Source organism: Bifidobacterium [indicum] DSM 20214 = LMG 11587 (assembly GCF_000706765.1).
Classification (GTDB): domain Bacteria; phylum Actinomycetota; class Actinomycetes; order Actinomycetales; family Bifidobacteriaceae; genus Bombiscardovia; species Bombiscardovia coryneformis.
On record NZ_CP006018.1, the window covers coordinates 1,000,983 to 1,021,139 of the forward strand.

Below are 20,157 nucleotides of genomic sequence, written 5' to 3' on the forward strand. Positions count from 1 at the left end.
GGCCATAAGGAGAAGATGTGCGTCAGCGTGCCAGACGAGGCTCCAGGGTCCGTATCAGTTCCAAGGTGTCGGCAGGATTGTCCACTTTCACAGCCTGGGTGCCCGCAAGCGCCGCCGGGTAGTCGTTCCCATCAGGATCCATGCGATCACCCACAAAAAGAATCCGGTCGACCTGGACCCCCAGAATCTCGGCCAGGGTCGAAACCGCGTAGGCCTTGTCGATCCCCTTGGCCGAGATATCGACACTGGTGGACCCACCCGAGCGAACCTGCAGATGGGGCAGGTCCGCCGCAACAGCCGCTGCCAGGCGGTCCTTACGTTTGTTGTCCGGGTCCCAGGCCTCCTTGGCTCCGACCGGAGCCTCCTGGCCCAGGGCAGAAAAGGTAATCTGACTCCCCCGGTCCTCGATCCGTGGACCCCAGGTCTCCTCTTCCCAATCGCCCAACTCCCGGGCATGCTTCTCCAGGGACATGGCGGCGGCCTTACGGTCCTCATCACTCAGGTCATGGGCATACACCTGGCCCCAGTCGTCGCCTTTCCACCGGTAGTATCTGGTACCGCTGGTCGGCATCAGGTGAAGCTGTGTCTTGTCGGTGTCCTCGGGCAGAGCGGCCAGGACTTGGTTCCTGAACTGGAGGAAACGCCCGCCGGAGATGATGGCCACGGGGCGCAGATGAGTCAGAGCGGCAAAGTGGCGAGCCATGACCTCATCCATCCTGGTCTTCGACAGGGCCAGGGTGTTGTCCAGATCGAAGGCCAGTACGTCGGCCTTGCCGGAAACCACATCCAGGTCCATATCGCGCCACCCCGGCACCTTGATATCACCGTCGCCTGCTGCCATGGATCCTCCTTGCGTCGCATTCGATTCAGCCAATGGTACAGAACACCCTGAGACCATGCCTCCCGACCCACCGACAGCTATGGTAGGAATCATGACCCATGAGCTGCCGCCCTGGCATCGAGCCGTCTACCGCAACACCCACGGACGAGGTGTCCGCAGGCCGACCTTTGGCACCCGATTGCCCAGATATCGCACCAGGTGCGGGGTATTCGACGATTTGGTAGCCGCGCAAATCCGCAGACTCAGCGCAGGCTGGCCCGAACTGGTCAGATCCGTCCAGTTCGGCGTCGAGGATGTGCCGCCTTCCGACCCGACACCGTGGGATGGGACCTCCGGGGTATATTCCCGGTCCTTCCCTGCAGGCAGGGGCGTGCCACCTAGGATCATCCTCTACCGGATGCCCATCCAGCATCAGACCAAAAATCGTATGGAGCTGGAGCTCGTTATCAGGGACGAGCTGGTTCAGCAACTTGCCGAGCTCTATGGCCGTTCACCCGAGCAAATCGACCCCATGTGGGGTAAGTGAGCTCAGGGAAGGATTGCCGAATCGGGACCGGCATGGATGACGGCTGTTCGCGGCAGAAGGGCTGTCGGCATCACGGATGCCAAACCGACCAGCCCCGCTTCCCTGACCTTGTCCACCTCGATACGGGCATTCCATATAACCTGCTCGGCCTCATCCATTCGAACGGCCGTGGTGTCGGCACCCAGGTCTTCAGGGGCGAATTCCTCGGCCTTGGATGGGTCCAGAACGACCTCCCTATGACCCGTCTTTTTGCCTGTCTTGTCGAATCCCGTAAGGGAAACAGAGGTCTGCTTCTGCGAACCGTTGACCAGGGTAAGCCGTCCCTTGGTGTTTTCGGGTACAGTCACGGCACCTGATACGGCCGCTTCACCCGGATTGAGGATGGCGAAGTCCGATTGATCCTTCTCCGAGTCGCCTTGGATCTTTACCACGGCATTGATCGGTTCATCCGCGGTGATACGCAGGGCCGTCTTGCCTTCGGGCACCTCGCCCAGGTCGATGGCCGCGGTCCGTCCCGCCTCAAGTTTCCGATCATCGGATCCCTGACCTCCCTGGCCATCCAGCCAGGTCAACTTCAGCGACGCGTTCTTCTCGGACCGGGCCAGGAGAAGAACCTTGTCGGCTCCACGGACCCCGGGAATAATCAAGTCCCTGCTGGCTGCCTCCAAGGCGGTCGCATAATCGGAGCCACGCGATTCAAGACCACTCATGGCGCTGATGGTAACCATCAGCGCCACCGGAGCCTGGGAGCTGGTGGCGGTGACATAGATTCCATCCTGGTCAGGTGCCGCCGCGGACAGGTTGAAGGAGGCGTGACCACCAGGAGCCACCGTCATCATGCTGCCGTTCGCCAGATTCATCCTGGACCCCGAAGCTGAGCCGTGGATGGAGATGGTGACCTTGGTTGCCTTGGAGGAGGGGTTGTATGCCACCAGATGCTGGGTCCACCCCTGCCTGGTAGTGGGCAGCAGGAAGGATGACTCCATGGCGGCATCCGGGCAGCGCAGTCCCTGCACCCCCTTGAAGTCACCCTCGGTCGCCCAGGAGACCATGGAAGCCGTACTCCCCGCACCCGACTCCACCTTGTACAGGTTGGATGTGAAAGTCAGGGCTTCCGACCCCACATCGTGGGAGCCCACCATGGCCTTCTCCCCGTCCAGAGGGTCGGGATCGGACAGGGTCTTGGACTGCCCTTCGCCCATGGGTGAAATTCTTGAGGTCAGCACAGAACCGAAGGAGCCCATCATGGCAGAAGCGGCCAAGTCTCCTTCGGATGCGCGGAACTGTTCATCACCGACCTTTTCGGCGTCATCCAGACTCATCCTGGCCGGACAGTAGGAGGTAATGGTCCTTTGACTCACCTCGTGGGTCTTGGTGGACGTGGCATCGGTCTTGTCCACCATGAAGGAGGGCAGACGGAAGAAGACGAGGCAGGCCACCAGGGCCACAACAATCAGGATGGAAAACCCGCCCAGAGACAGTCTCCAGAGACTTCCTCGACCAGCTGGCTTCTTGGTTTCCTTGCTCATCACTGCTCCTGTCCTGAACTACGACGATGCGGCAGGGCCACCAGGCAGTATGCGACCAGGGCCAGCCCCAGCGTCCAAAGCCATGCCGTTCGCCAGGGCGAATCCGCCACAGCTTGGTATGCCGACATGTCGACACCATGCTTGCTCGAGGTATTGAGGGTCAACCTGAAGTAGGTTCCCTGGGCATTACTCACCACCTGCTGGGTCCCATCACTGGCCGTGATATTGGAGACCAGGTTCTCGTTGGGGGTGGTGGCCCCGCCTGTTGATCCACCGGAATCGCTGGGTACGTATATGCCCCCGTAGCCCAGTCCGTCGATGGTCTCAATGGCCGACGAGTCGGCACTGACAATCAGGGAAGCGCTGGCTGAGGACAGCCCCTCTGTCGCTGGGTCCAGATTGCCGGCGACCGCCTGGGCCCTGGCCGCCGGAGACACGTCAATCAGGTCGCCCCGGAATGTCCTCATGGACCCATACATGACCTGGTTTTGTGCAGGGGCGGAAAGAACCAGAACGCGGTGGTTGTCCGCCTTGGAGAGATAGTCCACGGCCACCATGGGCAGACCGTCACTGTCCGCGCGAATAGCGGGCTCATATCCTTCCGCGCGACTTCCCAGTGCCAAGGCAGCCATAACAGCCACCAGGGCAAGGGTGAGCAGTCCACGACCCATCCGAACAAGGACAAGGGTCACGGCGGATCCGGGATTCACAACGGAGCCATCCTCAATGGCCCTGACGCCTGATTCACCTGTGCGCCAGGTGGAAACCACGGGATGTTTGTCCCCGCGGGTGGCCAGGGAGTGGAAGGGTTTGACAGCCCCGCCCGCAACCAGGCAGATACAAGCCATCAAGGACAGAAGAACGAGAAGGAGACCTGGCAGGGGGGACCCCGCTACAGGACCAGTCTGATCCAGACCGACAGTGATGGACGAAGACACCATGGCCAACACCACCCCGATCAGAGCCATGGCCCACATCATCCTGGACGCGCGAACGACCGCAGGCAGGAAAAGGGAGATAAAGGCCAGGAGGACCAGCACCAGCAAGGCTCCCATAAGAATCAACCCCTGCCAGTCTCCGCTGTGGAGCCAACCCAACCATCCCTGCGATACGTCCAGGTCCAGAATTCTGGCCACCATATCACCCAGGTTGTCGGATCGGGGCTGGCCTTGGGTCAGCGAGGAGGGGACGGTCACGTCACCGAAGAGCTGACGCCAGAGTCCATCGTGGAAGTGACGGACCAGGTTGACCAGGGTCGGGGCCAGGGCCAGGGCCGAAGGAATCGGAATGAGCATCAGCATGGCCTTGTGCCGGGGAACCACGCAAAACACGATGATGAAAATCGGAATCAGAGCCAGGAGGAGCTGGGGCTCAGCAAGGATGACCGGCACGAAGCAGATAGCAGCCAGGGCCGCATCCTGTATGGAGGCGTGAGGTGTGGAGGGTGATTCCGTTCTATAGAGGCCCACGGCCTTGAAAACGAAGGCGAAAGCGACAGGCATAAAGGCCAGAACCGTCAATATGGGAAGGTTGACCGACTCCACAACCCCCAGGGCTAGCGACAGGCAGGACCAGAGCAGGCCAACGGCCACACGCACTGGATTGGACCTGGTGAATATACCCGCAAGGGCCCAGAACGACAGGGCCGATAGGGGCACCTCCACCAAGAGCATCAGCCCCATGGCCCAGGCGACATGGCCGCCGGTCAGGGCGGTGAAGGCCATCAGCACAAGCAGGAACGGAGTGGGAGCCGCAGGCATACCGGTTCCACCACCCCATGTCCATGAGGTGGTGGCAGACGAGACCAGCTGATTCCAATCGGCTCCGGAGGAGAGCATGGTCTTCGAATATATGGACCCACCGGAAAACACGGCCTGGCAGGTGGACCAGTTGGTGGCCAGGAGGACGAGCAGGACCAGAACCGTCATGCCCAGGGCCCATACCGTTCGTCTGGCCCGTTGCTTCTTCAGGTGAGCCAGGGCCAGGTGTCCGATCAGGGGGTGATCCAGTTGGTCGCGGAAAGCCTGCTGCCGCTGATGCCACTGCCGCACCTGCTGGCGATTGGCCTGGAGGACATCAAGGTGATTCAGACCCGTGACACTGACCGAGCTGAGTCTACGGCGCATCATGACGCTGGAGCGCAGATGCCCCAGAAGTCTCCAGGGGGCGCACAGATGGCAGAGAGCCATGTACGGGCGCTTGTCGATAAGGCTTGCAATCGCGAACCAGACAGCCGCAAGCAGTCTCCATATCCAGACAGGAAGCCACCAGATCGAGGGGAAGTCCGTAAGGAGATAGCGCTCGCTGGCATCAATCGTAGCCATGGAGGCATCTGCTGGGTTCTCCGGATCAATCGGTCGTCCTGCCCTATCTCGCAGACCACGGTACCGAGCCTGCGCATGGGCGACCCTGGCCTCCGGGACCACCACGACCCTCCCCCCGGACAGGCAGATTCTCCGGCATAGGTCGTCGGACTGTCCGAAGGTGCCCGACCAACGTTCCAACCCCCTCAGATTCTTCAGGGTCTCCAGGGGCACCAGGGAACCGGCCAGACTCACCGAGAAGACATCCTGCCGGGAATCGTACTGCTCCTGGTCGGGCTCCTGATCGACGACCAGCCCGACAGTCGAGTGCCCGTAAGCATATCGACCGACATCCTGGAGGCCTTCGCCCTCCCAGTTGAACTGCTTGGCTCCGAGAATCGAAACCGTGGGAGACCTGTGCCAGGACTCAATCAGGGTCTCCAGACAGTTGGGGTCCATAGGCCTGGAATCGTCATGCAGAAGCCAAAGTCCACGCGTCATCTGCGGAAGACGGGCATATCCGAGGGCCTTGCCAATGGCATCACCGAAAGACGAGGCTCCCTTTGCCCTGACCACCTGGACCTCAACGGTGCAGGGATCGCGGGATCCGACAATCTGGCGATCGGTCAGCCGCGGTCTGAGGACCTGGAACTCGGAATACAGGGGCTCAGCGATGGAACCGGAGCAATCGGCGATAATGATGACCCCTGGCAGCACGGTCTGTGCAACCAGTGCGGCAAGCGTATCGGAAAGGTAGGTGAGGTCCTGCTCAACCGTCACCAGGGCCGCAACCGAGGAATCCACCTCCTGGGTGGTGTCGGCCGGTCGGCCATCTATGACAGAAGCGAGGACCTGCTTGATATCCAATGCCTGGGGCGCGACAGAACTCATAGGCTCCAGTGTACGCAAGCCCCGGCACACACCGACTCAGCCGCATGGAACCGGCGATTTTGCCAGCTCACTGATTACGCGTCCGCTTCTTGTAGCGACGGCGCTCGCGCTTGCTCATACCTCCCCAGATGCCGAAACGTTCATCGTGGTCTATAGCCCACTCAAGGCACTGTTTGCGGACGGTGCAATCTGCACACACCTTTTTCGCCTCCTGGGTGGATCCCCCCTTGCCGGGGAAGAAGGCTTCAGGATCCGTCTGGGCACAGAGTGCATCACTGCGCCAGGACATGGAGTTACTGGACTCCAACCACTCAATCAACGGCTGCAAACGCTGCCCAACTACTCCGTTATATCGAGTGTCTATAAAACCACTCATAGCGACCCCCCAGTCCCTAATGTGTCATTGCACACCTTAATTAGAAACTTTGGGTGGACCTTTGTCAAGCGCCACAAGGCTTTTCGGACTTTGTGGAACTGATAACCGTTTATCGGCAACAACCCTCCACGCAGAGGCTAATGCAAGCATATGTATTGTTTTTGTCAATCGTTTTATCTCAAATGGTTCCGGGATTCCAGCTTTTTAGGAGAATCAAAATTCTCTTATGGTTTCGGGAAGGTTCGCTCTGGGCAGAGGAAAACGTCTTGGATTCCCATACGTCCCGGTATAGGTGAGGGATTCGGGGGTATGCGAGGAAGACATCCATTCTCGCCATGCCAAGGTCTACAATTTGAACAGTTCGGATAGGCATGACCAAGCAGGCGGGACTCCCCTGCGGGCTTGCTGAATAGCGGCCAATGAGGAAGGCACATCATTGACGACCAAAAGCAATCAGGCGCAATCGCCCAACATCAAGGCAGGCAAAGGCAACAAGCCCCGGCACAGCCTTGGGTACCGCACCAATCACCGAGTGCGTTCGGCCGTCTGCATGGTGCTGGCCTTCATTCTCTGCTTCATGGCTTCGACCGTTGCCTCCTTCTGGATCGACCTCAACGGCAGGCTCACCGTTGTTCCCCAGGTTGCATCGAAGAACCAGCACAAGGCGCCCGAAGACATCTACAAGGGCAAAACCCTGAACATCCTGCTCCTGGGGCAGGATAGCCGAGATGGTGAAGGCAATGCGGCAATAGGTGGAGCCACAGATGACCTGGAGGGCAACCACCAGTCGGATACCGCCCTGGTCGTGCAGATTTCCGCGGATAGGACCTATGCCAATGTGGTCTCCATCCCCAGGGACTCCATCGTGAACGCACCCAGCTGCACCACCAGCAAGGGCGAGACCATACCAGCTCGTTACAAGGTCATGTTCAACTCCATCTTCGCCGACGGGTACTCCCAAGGCGGCGATGTGGAATCGGCAGCCAACTGCACACTGACGGCGGTCCGGTCCCTGACCGGACTGGACATCGACCAGTTCGTCGTCGCTGATTTCAATGGGTTCAAGTCCATTATCGATGCCTTGGGAGGAGTTGATGTCTGCATTCCAGTCAGGACCTACGACGAGACCACCGGTATCGACCTGCAACGGGGACTGCACCATTTGGATGGCACCCAGGCCACAGAGTATGCCAGGATGCGCCACGATACCAGCAGCGACGGCTCGGACATCATGAGGACCACCCGCCAGCAGTACCTGATCAAGACCCTCGCAAACGAGGCACGCAAGGTCGATATATTCTCCGACCTGCCCAAGGCCTACCGGTTGGTCACCACCTCTCTTTCCGCCCTGCAGATCAGCAGTGGCCTGGGCGACTTCCAGACCCTTCTTGGACTGGGTGACTCTTTGAAGGACCTGCAGCCCTCAAACATCTACGCCCGTACCCTGCCAGTGGAACCCTGGTCCCAGGATATTAACCGGGTCGTCTGGACGGATGAGGCCGACACCGTATGGAAAACCCTCAGGGAGGGCAAGCCACTCAACGGCAGCACCGACAGCGACCAGCAGAGCCAGCAGACAGCAAGCCAGGACCAGCAGACTCAGTCAACCCAGTCCGCCACCCCCGACACTGCAGCGGACGCTTCTCAGGACGCCCCGACAACCCCGGCCCCCGATCCCCTTACAGGTCTGATTACCATGCCCGATAAGACTCTGATCGATCCCGACACCGGAGGCATCGTCAATCCAAAGGACGGAACCATCAAGGACAAGGTGACCGGGCAGTACATCGGCATGGCAGACCGTTACCTCTTCGCAACGGTCTGTGCCGTTCCCGCGCAGAAATAGTGTCCGTGACCGACGCTCATATCAGTCAGTGGTATTCATGACCTAGTTGGGATAGATGAGTAGGACAAGGGATTAAGGTATGCAACCAGGACCAGATGAAAGCCGACACCCGCAGGAGCCACCGAGTTTCATGCCGTACGGTCATGGTCGGTCGCACCGCAGGCAGGCAGCCCCATCGGCGGCGGAATCCCAGATGCCCCCCAGCTTCTCACCTTCTTCACGGACCTCCTCGCCCAAGTCGACTTCCACTATCGGAACAAGGGCCACCCAGACAGGTGGGTCTGCATCCCCGGCACGCAGAACAGCGGGCTCCTCTCGGAAAACACCTGCCAGGCCCACTTCCACACCCAAACCCGCCCGACAAGCATCTCCCGCCGTCTCTCTGCATAAGCAGGCACCGATATCATCCGCAACCGTGGCCAGGAAGCGTCATCGAGGCCTGCGTATCACAGCGGCCACTCTGGTCATCCTCATGCTGCTGCTCATGGCACTGGCAGGCAGTTGCTGGTTCTGGATCAACGGCAAGCTGAACCATAGCGAAATGCTGACCAATATGCCAGGTTCGCAAGCCTCCACCTGGCTTATCCTAGGGTCCGACCAGCGAGATGGAACACCTGGGGCAGGAGAAGACGGGGAAATCACCGGGTTCAGGACGGACACCATCCTGATTCTGACCAAGCCCAGGCACGGAGCAGCCTCCCTCATCTCAGTCCCCAGAGATTCTCTGGTCAAACAGGACGGAGAGGCGATGAAAATCAATGCGCTCGCCTATACATCCGGATACAAGTCACTGACGGCTCACATCGAAGAGATCACCGGGAACAAAATCGACCATGTGGCCATCATCAAGTTCGGCGGCCTTCGGGGACTCGTCGATGCCATGGGCGGAGTTGAGCTCTGCTACGACGACAACGTCGACGACCCGAACTCAGGAATGGTGTGGACTCCCGGTTGCCATCTCGCTGATGGGGGCGCCGCCCTGGCTTTTTCCAGAATGCGGTACTCGGACCCCAAAGGCGACTTCGGCAGGGCCGAACGCCAGCGGCAGGTGATAGGAGCCATATCCAAAAAGGTAATGAAACCTTCTGTTGCACTCAACCCATCCTCAGCCAACAAGGTCATTGATGCCGGCCTCGATGCCATTGTCGTGGACGAAAAGTCCAATGCCTGGACCCTCTTCAGAATGGTCATGGCCTTCCGCGACGCTACAGGCGAAGGCGGTATCAGCGGCAGCCTCTACTGGACCGATCCTGATTATTACCCCGGTGGAATCGGCTCCACGGTCCTCCTGGACGACGCACGCAATACCAGCCTCTTCCAGGAGCTGGAGCAAGGGTCACACGCCCCTGGCCAGGTCGGAGGGATGTAAATCCCCGCCCTGCCTCCCCTCTTTATCCAGGGCATGGGGACACACTCGACCACATGAAGCGCCCCTGACTGACATCCATCAGGCGGTCAGTCATTCTTCACAGTATGAAGAACCTCGAGGATTCAAATGGGGAACAGTCGGAAAGGCCGGGGAAGCTCCGTCCATCCGCTGACACCTTCCTGACTGTGCTGGCCCAATGCGCCCCTCTTCTGGCCCAGACAGCCCTGCTCTGGTACATGACTGCTCAAGGGCGATGGATGTTCCTTGCCCTCCTCTTACCGGGTTTGGCAGGCAATCTTGCCCTGTGCATCCTTACCCTGCTGAGATCACAATCGACTGCCAAGCGCAGGCAAGGTCAGAGAAACTCTCCTGGATCACGGGCTCATGATGCCTTTGAGCTTGAATCGACCCGTGCGGATATGACTCTTCTGGCGTCTCTGGATCTGCCGAGCCTTGAGTCCAAGCTCTTCGACAACAATCGCCGCCCACCCGACAAGGGGCTGTATTGGCAGTCCATCGTCCACACTTGGCTGTCCTCCTTGGAGGGAACGGCTTCCTACCGGGCCATGATCGGGTGCGGGATGCGCGAGGACTTTCTGATTGACCTGGCGGCGGATGGCCCCCATGCCCTGGTGGCCGGAACCACCGGCTCCGGAAAGTCCGTCTTTCTCCAGACCTGGTGCCTGTCCCTGGCATGCAGCATTCCACCCAGCAGACTGAACATGGTGCTGCTGGATTTCAAGGGCGGCTCTGGTTTCAACCTCCTTGCAGGACTCCCACACACGGTTGGCTGTGTCAACGACCTTGACCTTGAACAGGCCGTCCGATCCCTGGCTGGAATCCGGAAAGAGCTGAAACGCAGGGAGACCCTGGTGGCCCGGGAGGGCGTTGCGGATGTTATGGAGCTGGTCTCACCTCCTCCCCGACTTCTGGTTGTGGTCGACGAGTTCCAGGCCCTCCGTCAGCAATTGCCCGACTACCAGGAAGACCTGGTCAGGTTGGCTTCCCAGGGACGGTCCCTCGGTATGAACCTGATTGCATGCACCCAGCAGACAATGGGCCAGGTCAGTGCGCAGATGAGGGCCAATATGAATCTCGGCATCTGTCTGCGAGTCCGCGATCCGATGCAATCCAAGGAACTTCTAGGCTCCCCTTGTGCGGCACATATCAACCCCACCAACCCTGGACAGGGTTTTTTCGAAAGTGGAGATGGCGTCAGGGCCTTCCGGACCAGTCAGGCGGACAATCCAGGTGGATTGGTGACGCAAATAGCCAAAGCAGCCACATTCTGTGGATTCAGACCCGCACCTCCTCTCTTCTCCGCTCCCCTGCCTGACACCGAACGGAATGGAGTGCGGAGCGCCAGATACGAAACCCGCGCAACATTTCAGAACGGACACCCACTGGTTCCCATCGGGTGGCTGGATGACGGGGTTCTACTTCATACCTGCAGGATGCCGATTATCGGCAACACAGCACTAATCGGCCCACTGGGGCGAGGAAAGACAACCCTCATAGGAGCACTGACCCAGCGCCTTCTTCGCCTGCTGAAAGAGATTGAATCAAAACCGGGAGACCTGGCGAAGACCGCCGGTATTCCAGGTCCCTTTGATTTGCGACTGTCCTTCTGGAAAGGCGATGCATATTCCAGCTTCGACCTGTACACCAGGCGCAGGCAATCTGCTTCATCTCCCGACCCATCCCAATTGCCACCACCCTCTGGGGCGGAGCCGTCCCTCAGAAATGTCTTATCCGGTCAAGCGACTTCATCCGCCGGAGCATCTTCGTCCCCCGAGAAAAGCAAGGAACCTTATGAGGGTCTGATATGGCTGATTGACGATGCCCAGGACCTTCTCGATCCTATGAGCAGACAACCCCTGGCAGGACAGGTGAACAAGGCCCTGTCCATGGACGGGGTGGCGGTGATCCTGGCCGTGGATTCCGCTGCAGCCATACGACGACCGGAGCGTTTCAGGCAACGCCTGGTGTTCCCCTTTGGCGAACGAAGCGTGGATATGGCCTGCGGCATACCTTCCGCCTCCCTCGACGGCCCGGGCCGCCCAGTCTGCACCATTCCGGGTCGGGGGCTCTTCATGTCACCCGGCCAGGCTCTTCCCATTCAGTGTTTTCCCAGTGATTCCTTGGGAAATAACCCTTGAAAAATATCCCGTTTCGTGCTTATCTTGCATACAGAAAAACAAGTGAGTCCAGTGGAACGACTTGGAGGAACAGGTAAATGAGTAATGCGTTTGATTGGCGTGCAAAAGCCGCTTGCCGAGATAAGGATCCGGAGCTCTTTTTCCCGGTTGGTAATACCGGTGCCGCCTATCAGCAGATTGAAGAGGCGAAGGCCGTTTGCCGCTCCTGCAAGGTGATTGATGCCTGCCTCAAGTGTGCACTGGATACCAACCAGGATTATGGTGTCTGGGGAGGCCTGAGTGAGGACGAGCGCAGGGCATTGAAGCGCAGGGCCATGCGGGCACGGCGTTCTCAGGCCATGCAGATGCAGTCCTGATTCAGGCTCTGTGCCTGCCCCATAGGCGGGCGGATCTTATCAATAAGAAGAGGCCACGGGTTGAACCCCGTGGCCTCTTCGCTTCCCTACGACCTGTCAGACATCCTGCGCCACGCGGAGCTTGATGTTGATGACGGCCCGGGTTCCCCCATCGCGTCGGGGCTCCCAACGGACCGTACCTCCAAAGTCGTTGGTAACGAAGGTGTTGATGATCTGCGTGCCCAGACCGGACCCGCTGGACTTGGCCCTGCCCTCGTCGGACTCGGTGCTGTAACCGTTGCCATCGTCCTCGACAACCACATTCAGGTTGTTGCCGCCCCTTCCCACGGAAATCGTGATATGGCCTTCCGTGCGCCCCTCGAACCCATGCTCGACGGCATTGTTGACCAGCTCGGTCAGGACCAGGGAGAGCGGAGTGGCATCCTGGGCAGGCATCATGCCGAACTTGCCTACGTATGAGATGGAGATGTGCTGGTCGCTCGTAGTGGCCAGATCGACACTCATCTTGAGGAGGTTGGATATGACCTTGTCGAAGTCCACAATCTCATCAGCGGTCTGGCTGAGCCCCTCATGAACCACGGCGATGGTCTGCACACGGCGCTGGGCCTCCTCCAGCTCCTTTCGGACCTCATCGGACTTGGTTCGCCGGGCCTGAAGCCTCAACAAGGCCGAAACAGCCTGTAGGTTGTTCTTGACCCTGTGGTGGATTTCCGAGATGGTCGCGTCCTTGGTCTGAAGTTCCTTCTCACGCCTGCGCAACTCGGTCACATCCCTGCACAGGACGATGGACCCGATCCTGCCGTGCCGCCCGTAAAGAGGGAGGGAACGCATGGAAACAGCCGAACCGTTGGCGTCCAGCTCCGAGTCCACTGCGGCCTTACCGCTCAGCACCAGGGGCAGCGAATCGGGGACGGGATCGTTCTTATGCAGGAGGGAGGTACCGATTTCACTCAGATACTGCCCTGTCATGGTGTCGACGGATCCAAGCCTACGGAAACAGCTGATGGCATTCGGTGAGGCGTATCGGACTATACCCCCGGCCGTCAGCACAAAGAACCCGTCCGCAACCCTGGCGTTATGGCGTTGGTTGAGGACCGAGTCCGAATAGGGGAACTCCCCCCGGGTTATCATCTCGAAGAGTTCCTTGCCGGCGTTGATGCTCTCACTCTCGTACCGCCCGTTGGACTCCCTGGTGGCCATGTTGGTCTCCCGGACCACCAGTCCCAGGGTTTTCCCCTTGTGACGGATGGGGGCATAGACATCGCAGACCGTGGCCTTGCCGAAAGTGCTCAGTTTATTTGAACGCAGCACCCCCTTGGATTTCATGGCCTGCTCCAGCTCCTCCTGTCGATCCTCAGGAGGCACAGTGCCGACAACGTCCTCTGTTCGCAAGGACATGACCGTGGACGGTCTGCACTGTTCGGCCACCTTGAATGTACCGCCCTTGGTCCGCAGTACAAGCAGGAGGTCGGCAAAGCTCAAATCGGCAATGACCTGCCAGTCCGCCACCAGATGGTGGAGCCACTCCCGATCCTCCTCGTCGCAATCATCACATGAAGCCAGAATCTCCGAAAAATCAGCCATATCCAACATCATAGCCTCTGACCTCAGCGGCCCACGCAGGTCTTCTCCAAGCAGGAAGGCCCAGCTTATGACACCCTGGAAAGCAGGTATGGGGGTAGGCTGGATTGCAGCCGTCACAGCCGGAGACGAACCTGGACCAGCCAGGCGACCCGGGCTCGCAATACTCTTGAAGGAGACCCATGGCAGGCAAGGCAACAAGGGACCAGCAATGCGGGTTCACTCCGGTCTCCGAATCCTCGAACCCCGAACAGAACCCCGATCTGGACCTCAGAAGAAGCAAACGCCGCCAGGAGCTGATATACCTGCGCAAGGATGCTGATCTGGCCCACGAGGCACACAATGCAGGCCAAGGCGGATGCCATACGAGCAAAAGGCAGGGAAAAGGCGGCCAGAATCATGGCCAAGGCCGAAGCCAAGGCTGCCAAAATCGAGGGATTCCCAAGCGAGGAGATTGAGCGGAAGGTCAGGCTGGACGTTCACGGCCGCCCCAAGCCCCTCCTGCGAGGCTGGATCCATGCCGTTGCCGCCCCCCTGGCGCTGGCGGCCGGCATCGTCCTGATCTGCCTGGGCCGGGGTCTGTCCATGAAACTGGCCTGCACCGTCTTCATGGCCTCTTCACTGGCCCTTTTCGGCAATTCCGCCCTCTACCATCTGGGCGATTGGTCACCAGCAGTCACCGATGTCCTGCGACGGTTCGACCACGTCAATATCTTCCTCCTGATTGCAGGCACCTATACTCCCGTCGCCTTTGCCTTGGACACCTTCTGGAGGCGGACCATCATCATTGGCATGTGGTCGGCAACCCTGGTCGCCATGGTGGTCCACGTTTTCTGGATCAATGCCCCTCGCTGGCTGTACACCCTTGTCTACGTGGTTTTCGGAGTTTCGGGGGTCTTCTTCCTGGGACTCTTCTGGCAGTCCCCTGTCGCCGGACCTCCCGTAGTCTGGTTAATTGTAGCTGGAGGCGCGGCCTACATCCTGGGAGCCATTGCCTACGGTCTGCGTCGACCTGACCCCTGGCCCCGCGTTTTCGGGTTCCATGAGATATTCCACTGCGGAACCGTCATCGGGTACGTCTGCCACACCGTAGCCATCTTCCTGGTGGTCTGTAACCTGCGCTAAGCCGTATGACCAGTCCGGTATAGGATGGTCCGAGTCATAAGAAAGGCGCCCGGCTTAATCGGCCGAGGCGCCTGGATTTTTCCTTACAGGAGCGCTCCTCCCGGATTCCTCACTACTTGAGAGGCTTGGCCTCCTTGACGGTAACCGAAATGTCCTTGCCGTTGGGAGCCTTGTAGCTGACCGTATCGCCCTCCTTGGCACCAAGAATGGCTGCTCCAATCGGAGACTCGGGGCTGATTACGTCATACTCCGTGGCCACGGCCAGGTCACGGGATCCCAGAACGTAGACCATGTCGTTTCCGGCTATGGTCAGGGTCACCAGGGAGCCGTTGCCCACCTTGCCGGACTTGGGAGCCTTGAGAATCTGTGAGTTACGGAGCTTGACGATCAGCTCGTTGATTCTGCCCTCGTTTTTCCCCTGCTCCTCACGGGCGGCCTGATAGCCGCCATTTTCGCTCAAATCACCTTCGGCACGGGCTGCGGCGATTCGCTCGGTGATCTCATCTCGGTATTCACCCTGGCGGCGGTCCAGCTCCTCCTTCAGCTTGTCATAGGCGGCTTGTGTCAGCAGAATCGTTTTTTCCTCAGCCATGGTCTCCTCCTTGTGTCGATTCGCTCTTCCGGTCCAACTCGTTCACCTATACGACCGGGATATGGAAAAGGCGCCGGCCCTCACCGGCACCTTACAGATTGATGGTCATCGAGTCGATATGATGTCGATCACGAAGACCAGGGTGTCATCGCCCCCGATACCGGCCTGGGGAACACCCCTGCTGCCGTAACCGTATTCGGGCGGTATGGAAACCACCAGTCTGGAACCCACGTTGTGGCCGGGGACACTCTGGTCCCAACCGCGAATAACCTGACCGACACCGATGCCGAAGCTTGCAGGCTGGTGACGCTCAAAGCTGGAATCGAAAACCTTGTCGGTTCCCCAGATAAGCCCGTGGTAGTTGACGGTAACCGTGTCGCCCTTCCTCACAACGGGGCCGTCACCCTCAACCAATTCCACGGTTCGCAGACCTTGGGGGGCCGCCCCCTGAAACTCAACCTCGGGTGTGGCACCAAAGACGGCATTCACCTTGGGCATGGACTGGTCACTCATGACAACTCCTTTGGTTTTCGTCGCGTTCCAGAGTATCGGTTCACTGGCCTGGTCACAAGTCGATACGTTCGTCCACCTGGTCAACGAGACCTATCCGCTTGTGCCCCGGGTGGGAATCGAACCCACATGCCAGTACAGGCGGCGGATTTTAAGTCCGATGCGTCTACCATTTCGCCACCGGGGCCAAGGACCCGTACCGTCATATCATAGCGCACAGGCGGAACAGCCTCCGCGCAACCAGACCGGTCAAGAATGCAGGAGACTACGCCCGTAATCCAGAACCAGCCCGTCCAGGAGGCCGTGTTCGCTGGCAATGTAGGCACCACCTGCCTGGACCGCGGGGCAGGCCTGGGATATCCTCTCAAGAAGACGGTCCCAGATCAGTGCCCCGCCACCAATCACATCGATGCGGCCAGGGTGTATGGGACTGAGACCACGACGTTCCCGTCGGCTCATATGGAGCACTTCCTGGTTGGTTTGCCTGGCTTGGCTTACCGGTACGGCCACCCCATCAACGCGTCGGGAATCGTACTCGGTGCAACCCAGAGCAAGGGCACTCATGGTGGTGACCGTTCCGGAGACCCCCACAAGCGTGCCTACCTCTGCAACGGGCACAGTTTCGAATGCCCGATCGATGTGGCGGTCCACGTCCTCGACCGCCTGGTCAATCTGATCCTGGGTGGGCGGATCAGCGAGAAGATGGCGCTCGGTGATCCGGACCGAACCGATGTTCATGGAGTATGAGGATCCGGCCCTGTCCACCGGTGATTGATTCCCATCGCCTCCGACGACCAGTTCTGTGGATCCTCCACCCAAATCGACCACCATATAGGGGGCTTTGGGGGTAGTTGTGGCGCGAGGGGCCGACTCCAGCACACTGATAGCCCCCAGGAAACTCAGTTCGGCCTCTTCGGTGCCGGAAATCACCTCGGGTCTGACACCGAGTATGGACTGTACTCCCTCTTCGAAATCGTTGCGGTTGGCCGCGTCTCTGGTGGCCGACGTGGCCACGAAACGGATACCGTCCACCTTGTACGAATCTAGCTGGTCCGCGAAGAGCCGACAGGCCCGGTAGGCCCGCTCAAGTGCCTGGTCCGCGAAGCGGTGGTTCCTGTCAACGCCCTCCCCCAGCCGTATGACCTCCATGCTCCTGGGTGCCAGGGGATGCAAACCCTGTTCATCCACCCGCGCAATCAGCAGCCGGATGGAATTGGTACCACAATCGACACCGGCGACAGTCACCTGATCCGTCATTTGTCCTCCCCTGTTTCCGTATGCCGCCCTGCACACAGCATCCTGACCGCTCCGATGGACGCTCTCCTGCTCATTCCTGCTCCAAGTCCGTTCCCCAGGGTCGGGCGCACCTGCAGACCATGGGGTCGAAGGCCGGCCTGATCATGGACAGGACCCGATCACCCAGAGGATTGACACCGGCCCCCATGACGAGCGACTGCCCGGTCAGTGCATGAAGGCACTTTACCCTGGTCGGCATCCCGCCGGCCGAGATTTTGCGGATATGCTCCTCGCTGTCGCCAAGCCTGAGCGCCAGGGCATGGCGGAAGTCCAGATAGGTCTGATGCGCTTGGCGGTATAGCCGTGCCAGGTCCTCATCATCGGCCAGGTCCTGGTTGAAATCGTTCATGATACCGTTGGCCTCCAAGTGGGAGACCTCTTTGACGGCCTCTGGAGAGGTCAGATACGCCGTTGTGGGGAAGGGGGTCCCGTCTGGCAGAAGTGGCCTGGTCACGACGGCCAGGGGGTTGCCACAGACACACCGCGCGCCAACGGCCACCATTCCACGAGGGTAGCGACCCAACTGGCTTTGAACCCCGGCAATCTCCTCTTCGGTTGCAGGTTGTGCCAGGATGCTGTCCACCAGGATCTCCATGGCCTCGTTCGATCCGGCCTGGACTGCTCCCACTCTCTCATCCTGCATCAGTACTCATGCTCCTTATATGTCCGAATATCCGTAAAGTCGGGAAGGCCGAGACCTCACCCTGTTCTGTAGGGTCCAGCATGGGACCGTTATGCAATCAGGCCAGACTCCTGAGCATAGGAACCTGGTTGCGGGCCGTTTATCGCCACCGCTCTTCAAGTTCCTTCTATCAGCAGGAATTCCGGACCGCTGGCCGACGGTACGCCTACCGCTGCCTATTCACTGTCCTCATCCCACTCTTCGCTGTTCGGAGGAATGGATGAATCCTGCCCGTCCTGATTGGAATTCTGCCCGGCCTGGCCCTGGGACATGGACTGCCCCGGAGCGGTCACCCCCTGGGCAGACGCAAGAGCATCAGGTCTCTGGTCGGCCTTCTTGAACGAGTATGCCATTTCCTGATACCAGGGCAGGGTGTTCTTGCGTGGGGCCTGAATACCCTTGTTGGTCTTGGCGCTCTGGTCATCCTGGCCGGTCACGGCTTCGGGATGAAGAACCCTGATGGCCTGTTCTCCTGGAAAGATGAATCCGAGGCGCTCCCTGGCCTGGGCTGTGACGTAGGCCTGGTCATTCCATCGCTGAATCTGGTTCTCCAGGTTCTGTTTCCTGGCCACCAACTGAGCTTCCTGGTTTTTCAGACCGTTCAGTTCGGACAGGTTGATGGCATAGGAGTGGAATGTGGCGGCAAGATGAATCAGCCCCAGGGCCATGATGATGAGAGCCAGAAAGAAGGATATGGGACCGGCCGAGCTGCGACTGGTCCGCTTCCTGTCATTCTGAGTGCCTGCGCCTTTTCGGGAGGACTTGGTTGAGTTCTTGGCCATACCTATAAAAATACCCGTGACAGCCGACTCGGGCCGCCACGGGTTTCAAGGTGTCACGTTCCGGCCAGAACAGCCGAAACCTGGGACCTTGCTCTACTACTTGGTGTACTGCTTGCAGGCCTTGAAGGCGCTGTAACCTGCATACTCGGCGGTGGAGCCCAGCTCCTCCTCGATCTCCAGCAGGCGGTTGTACTTGGCGATACGCTCACCACGGGCCGGAGCACCGGTCTTGATCTGGCGGGTGTTCTTGGCAACAGCCAGGTCGGAGATGGTGGTATCAGGAGTCTCACCGGAACGGTGGGAGACCATGGAGGTGAAGCCGTTTGCGGTGGCCAGCTCGATGGCGTCCAGCGTCTCGGTGACGGTGCCGATCTGGTTCAGCTTGACCAGGAGGGAGTTGGCGGCCTTCAGGTCGATACCCCTCTGGAGCCTCTTGGGGTTGGTGACCAGGAGGTCATCGCCGACGAACTGCAGACGGTCGCCCATGGCGGCGGTGATCTTCTGCCAGGCGTTCCAATCCTCCTCGGCGAAGGGATCCTCAATGGAGACCAGCGGGTAACGCTCGACCAGGCCCTGGTAGTAGTCCAGCATGTAATCGGCATCACGATCGGCACCATCGAAGTGATACTTGTCGGTGTCCTTGTTGTAGAACTCCGAGGAGGCCACATCAAGGCAGAGGCCAATCTGCTTGCCGGGCTCATAGCCGGCGGCCTGAATGGCGTCGACGATGTACTTCAGGGAGTCCTCGTTGGACTTCATCTTGGGGGCGAAGCCACCCTCGTCACCCAGACCGGTATCGTGTCCGTCCTTCTTCAGGATGCCCTTGAGGGTGTGGTAGACCTCGACACCGGCGCGCAGGGCTTCACTGTAGGAATCGAAACCGTAGGGGGAGATCATGTACTCCTGGATGTCGGTGGCGAAGTCGGCGTGAGCGCCACCGTTCATGATGTTCATGTTGGGAACGGGCAGGATGTGTCCGTTGGTGCCGCCCAGGTAACGGTAGAGGGGCAGCTCGGCGGACTCGGCCGCAGCATAGAGAGCAGCGAGGGAGACGCCCAGGATGGCGTTGGCGCCCAGCTTGCCCTTGTTGGGGGTTCCATCGAGGTCGATCATGGTCTCGTCCAGGGCACGCTGGTCGCTGGCATCCATGCCGATGACGTTGGGGGCGATGGTCTCGTTGACCGCCTTGACGGCGTCCAGTACACCCTTGCCCATGTAACGCTTCTTGTCGCCGTCGCGACGCTCCCAGGCCTCGGCCTCACCGGTCGAAGCACCCGAGGGCACCAGGCCGCGGCCTTCTGCACCGTCTTCGGTCTGCAGGATGACCTCTACGGTCGGGTTTCCACGGGAATCAAGTATTTCGCGCGCATATACGCTTTCAATTGCTGCCACA

Annotated in this window: 18 protein-coding genes and 1 tRNA gene; 6 read left to right on the forward strand and 13 right to left on the reverse strand. The window is 59.6% G+C overall.

Going from position 1 to position 20,157, the window contains the following annotated elements:
* Positions 1–22 precede the first annotated feature (22 nt).
* Complete coding sequence (locus BINDI_RS03895; protein WP_033490213.1) at positions 23–841, reverse strand: HAD-IIB family hydrolase; 819 nt, start codon at positions 839–841, stop codon at positions 23–25.
* A gap of 91 nt (positions 842–932) precedes the next feature.
* Here BINDI_RS03895 and BINDI_RS03900 point away from each other — a divergent pair, with 91 nt between their 5' ends.
* On the forward strand, positions 933–1,367 hold the full coding sequence (locus BINDI_RS03900) for a metallopeptidase family protein (RefSeq protein WP_237742922.1): 435 nt from the start codon (positions 933–935) through the stop codon (positions 1,365–1,367).
* Positions 1,368–1,369: 2 nt separating this feature from the next.
* Here BINDI_RS03900 and BINDI_RS03905 read toward each other — a convergent pair whose 3' ends face one another.
* The 3 genes from BINDI_RS03905 to BINDI_RS03915 all read right to left on the reverse strand — a co-directional run bounded on the left by BINDI_RS03905 (position 1,370) and on the right by BINDI_RS03915 (position 6,379).
* The gene (locus BINDI_RS03905) at positions 1,370–2,896 is read right to left on the reverse strand and encodes a DUF5719 family protein (protein WP_033490216.1); all 1,527 of its coding nucleotides are present in this window, start codon (positions 2,894–2,896) and stop codon (positions 1,370–1,372) included.
* On the reverse strand, positions 2,896–6,090 hold the full coding sequence (locus BINDI_RS03910) for a glycosyltransferase family 2 protein (protein ID WP_033490217.1): 3,195 nt from the start codon (positions 6,088–6,090) through the stop codon (positions 2,896–2,898). Before BINDI_RS03910 ends, BINDI_RS03905 begins: the two co-directional genes overlap by 1 nt.
* Positions 6,091–6,157: 67 nt before the next feature.
* Positions 6,158–6,379, reverse strand: coding sequence for a WhiB family transcriptional regulator (locus BINDI_RS03915; RefSeq protein WP_081830873.1), 222 nt, complete (start codon positions 6,377–6,379; stop codon positions 6,158–6,160).
* A gap of 523 nt (positions 6,380–6,902) precedes the next feature.
* On the opposite strand from BINDI_RS03915, the gene BINDI_RS03920 reads away from it, so the two are divergent.
* A complete protein-coding gene (locus BINDI_RS03920) occupies positions 6,903–8,312 on the forward strand; it encodes an LCP family protein (protein WP_033490220.1) in 1,410 nt (469 codons plus the stop codon).
* Positions 8,313–8,453: 141 nt separating this feature from the next.
* Here the strand turns inward: BINDI_RS03920 and BINDI_RS07670 are convergent, their stop codons facing one another.
* Positions 8,454–8,663 carry a hypothetical protein gene (locus BINDI_RS07670; RefSeq protein ID WP_041031342.1) on the reverse strand — a complete coding sequence of 70 codons (210 nt, stop codon included), beginning with the start codon at positions 8,661–8,663 and terminating at the stop codon, positions 8,454–8,456.
* 64 nt (positions 8,664–8,727) lie between these two features.
* On the opposite strand from BINDI_RS07670, the gene BINDI_RS03930 reads away from it, so the two are divergent.
* The 3 genes from BINDI_RS03930 (at position 8,728) to BINDI_RS03940 (ending at position 12,196) form a co-directional block, all read left to right on the forward strand.
* On the forward strand, positions 8,728–9,681 hold the full coding sequence (locus BINDI_RS03930) for an LCP family protein (protein ID WP_237742923.1): 954 nt from the start codon (positions 8,728–8,730) through the stop codon (positions 9,679–9,681).
* A 104-nt stretch (positions 9,682–9,785) separates the two neighbouring features.
* Complete coding sequence (locus BINDI_RS03935) at positions 9,786–11,840, forward strand: FtsK/SpoIIIE domain-containing protein (RefSeq protein WP_052108758.1); 2,055 nt, start codon at positions 9,786–9,788, stop codon at positions 11,838–11,840.
* A gap of 77 nt (positions 11,841–11,917) precedes the next feature.
* Positions 11,918–12,196 carry a WhiB family transcriptional regulator gene (locus BINDI_RS03940; protein ID WP_033490224.1) on the forward strand — a complete coding sequence of 93 codons (279 nt, stop codon included), beginning with the start codon at positions 11,918–11,920 and terminating at the stop codon, positions 12,194–12,196.
* Between the two features lie 96 nt (positions 12,197–12,292).
* Here BINDI_RS03940 and BINDI_RS03945 read toward each other — a convergent pair whose 3' ends face one another.
* Positions 12,293–13,780, reverse strand: a complete 1,488-nt coding sequence (locus BINDI_RS03945) for a sensor histidine kinase (protein ID WP_033490898.1) — start codon at positions 13,778–13,780, stop codon at positions 12,293–12,295.
* 312 nt (positions 13,781–14,092) lie between these two features.
* On the opposite strand from BINDI_RS03945, the gene trhA reads away from it, so the two are divergent.
* Positions 14,093–14,902 carry a PAQR family membrane homeostasis protein TrhA gene (gene trhA, locus BINDI_RS03950; RefSeq protein WP_052357151.1) on the forward strand — a complete coding sequence of 270 codons (810 nt, stop codon included), beginning with the start codon at positions 14,093–14,095 and terminating at the stop codon, positions 14,900–14,902.
* Positions 14,903–15,014: 112 nt separating this feature from the next.
* On the opposite strand, the gene BINDI_RS03955 is transcribed toward trhA, so the two are convergent.
* The 7 genes from BINDI_RS03955 to eno form a co-directional block, all read right to left on the reverse strand.
* A complete protein-coding gene (locus BINDI_RS03955) occupies positions 15,015–15,494 on the reverse strand; it encodes a GreA/GreB family elongation factor (protein ID WP_033490225.1) in 480 nt (159 codons plus the stop codon).
* 105 nt (positions 15,495–15,599) lie between these two features.
* Positions 15,600–16,007 (reverse strand): FKBP-type peptidyl-prolyl cis-trans isomerase, encoded by a 408-nt coding sequence (locus BINDI_RS03960; RefSeq protein WP_033490226.1) that lies wholly within the window; start codon positions 16,005–16,007, stop codon positions 15,600–15,602.
* 101 nt (positions 16,008–16,108) lie between these two features.
* Positions 16,109–16,191, reverse strand: a tRNA-Leu gene (locus tag BINDI_RS03965).
* 62 nt (positions 16,192–16,253) lie between these two features.
* Entirely contained in the window at positions 16,254–17,261 is a 1,008-nt protein-coding gene (locus tag BINDI_RS03970; RefSeq protein WP_033490228.1) for a Ppx/GppA phosphatase family protein, read from the reverse strand.
* A 70-nt stretch (positions 17,262–17,331) separates the two neighbouring features.
* Positions 17,332–17,943 carry a DUF501 domain-containing protein gene (locus tag BINDI_RS03975; protein ID WP_237742924.1) on the reverse strand — a complete coding sequence of 204 codons (612 nt, stop codon included), beginning with the start codon at positions 17,941–17,943 and terminating at the stop codon, positions 17,332–17,334.
* A 215-nt stretch (positions 17,944–18,158) separates the two neighbouring features.
* Positions 18,159–18,764: an FtsB family cell division protein gene (locus tag BINDI_RS03980; RefSeq protein WP_033490230.1), complete on the reverse strand. Its 606-nt coding sequence runs from the start codon at positions 18,762–18,764 to the stop codon at positions 18,159–18,161.
* A 96-nt stretch (positions 18,765–18,860) separates the two neighbouring features.
* The gene (gene eno, locus BINDI_RS03985) at positions 18,861–20,156 is read right to left on the reverse strand and encodes a phosphopyruvate hydratase (RefSeq protein ID WP_033490232.1); all 1,296 of its coding nucleotides are present in this window, start codon (positions 20,154–20,156) and stop codon (positions 18,861–18,863) included.
* Between the last annotated feature and the right edge of the window lies 1 nt (position 20,157).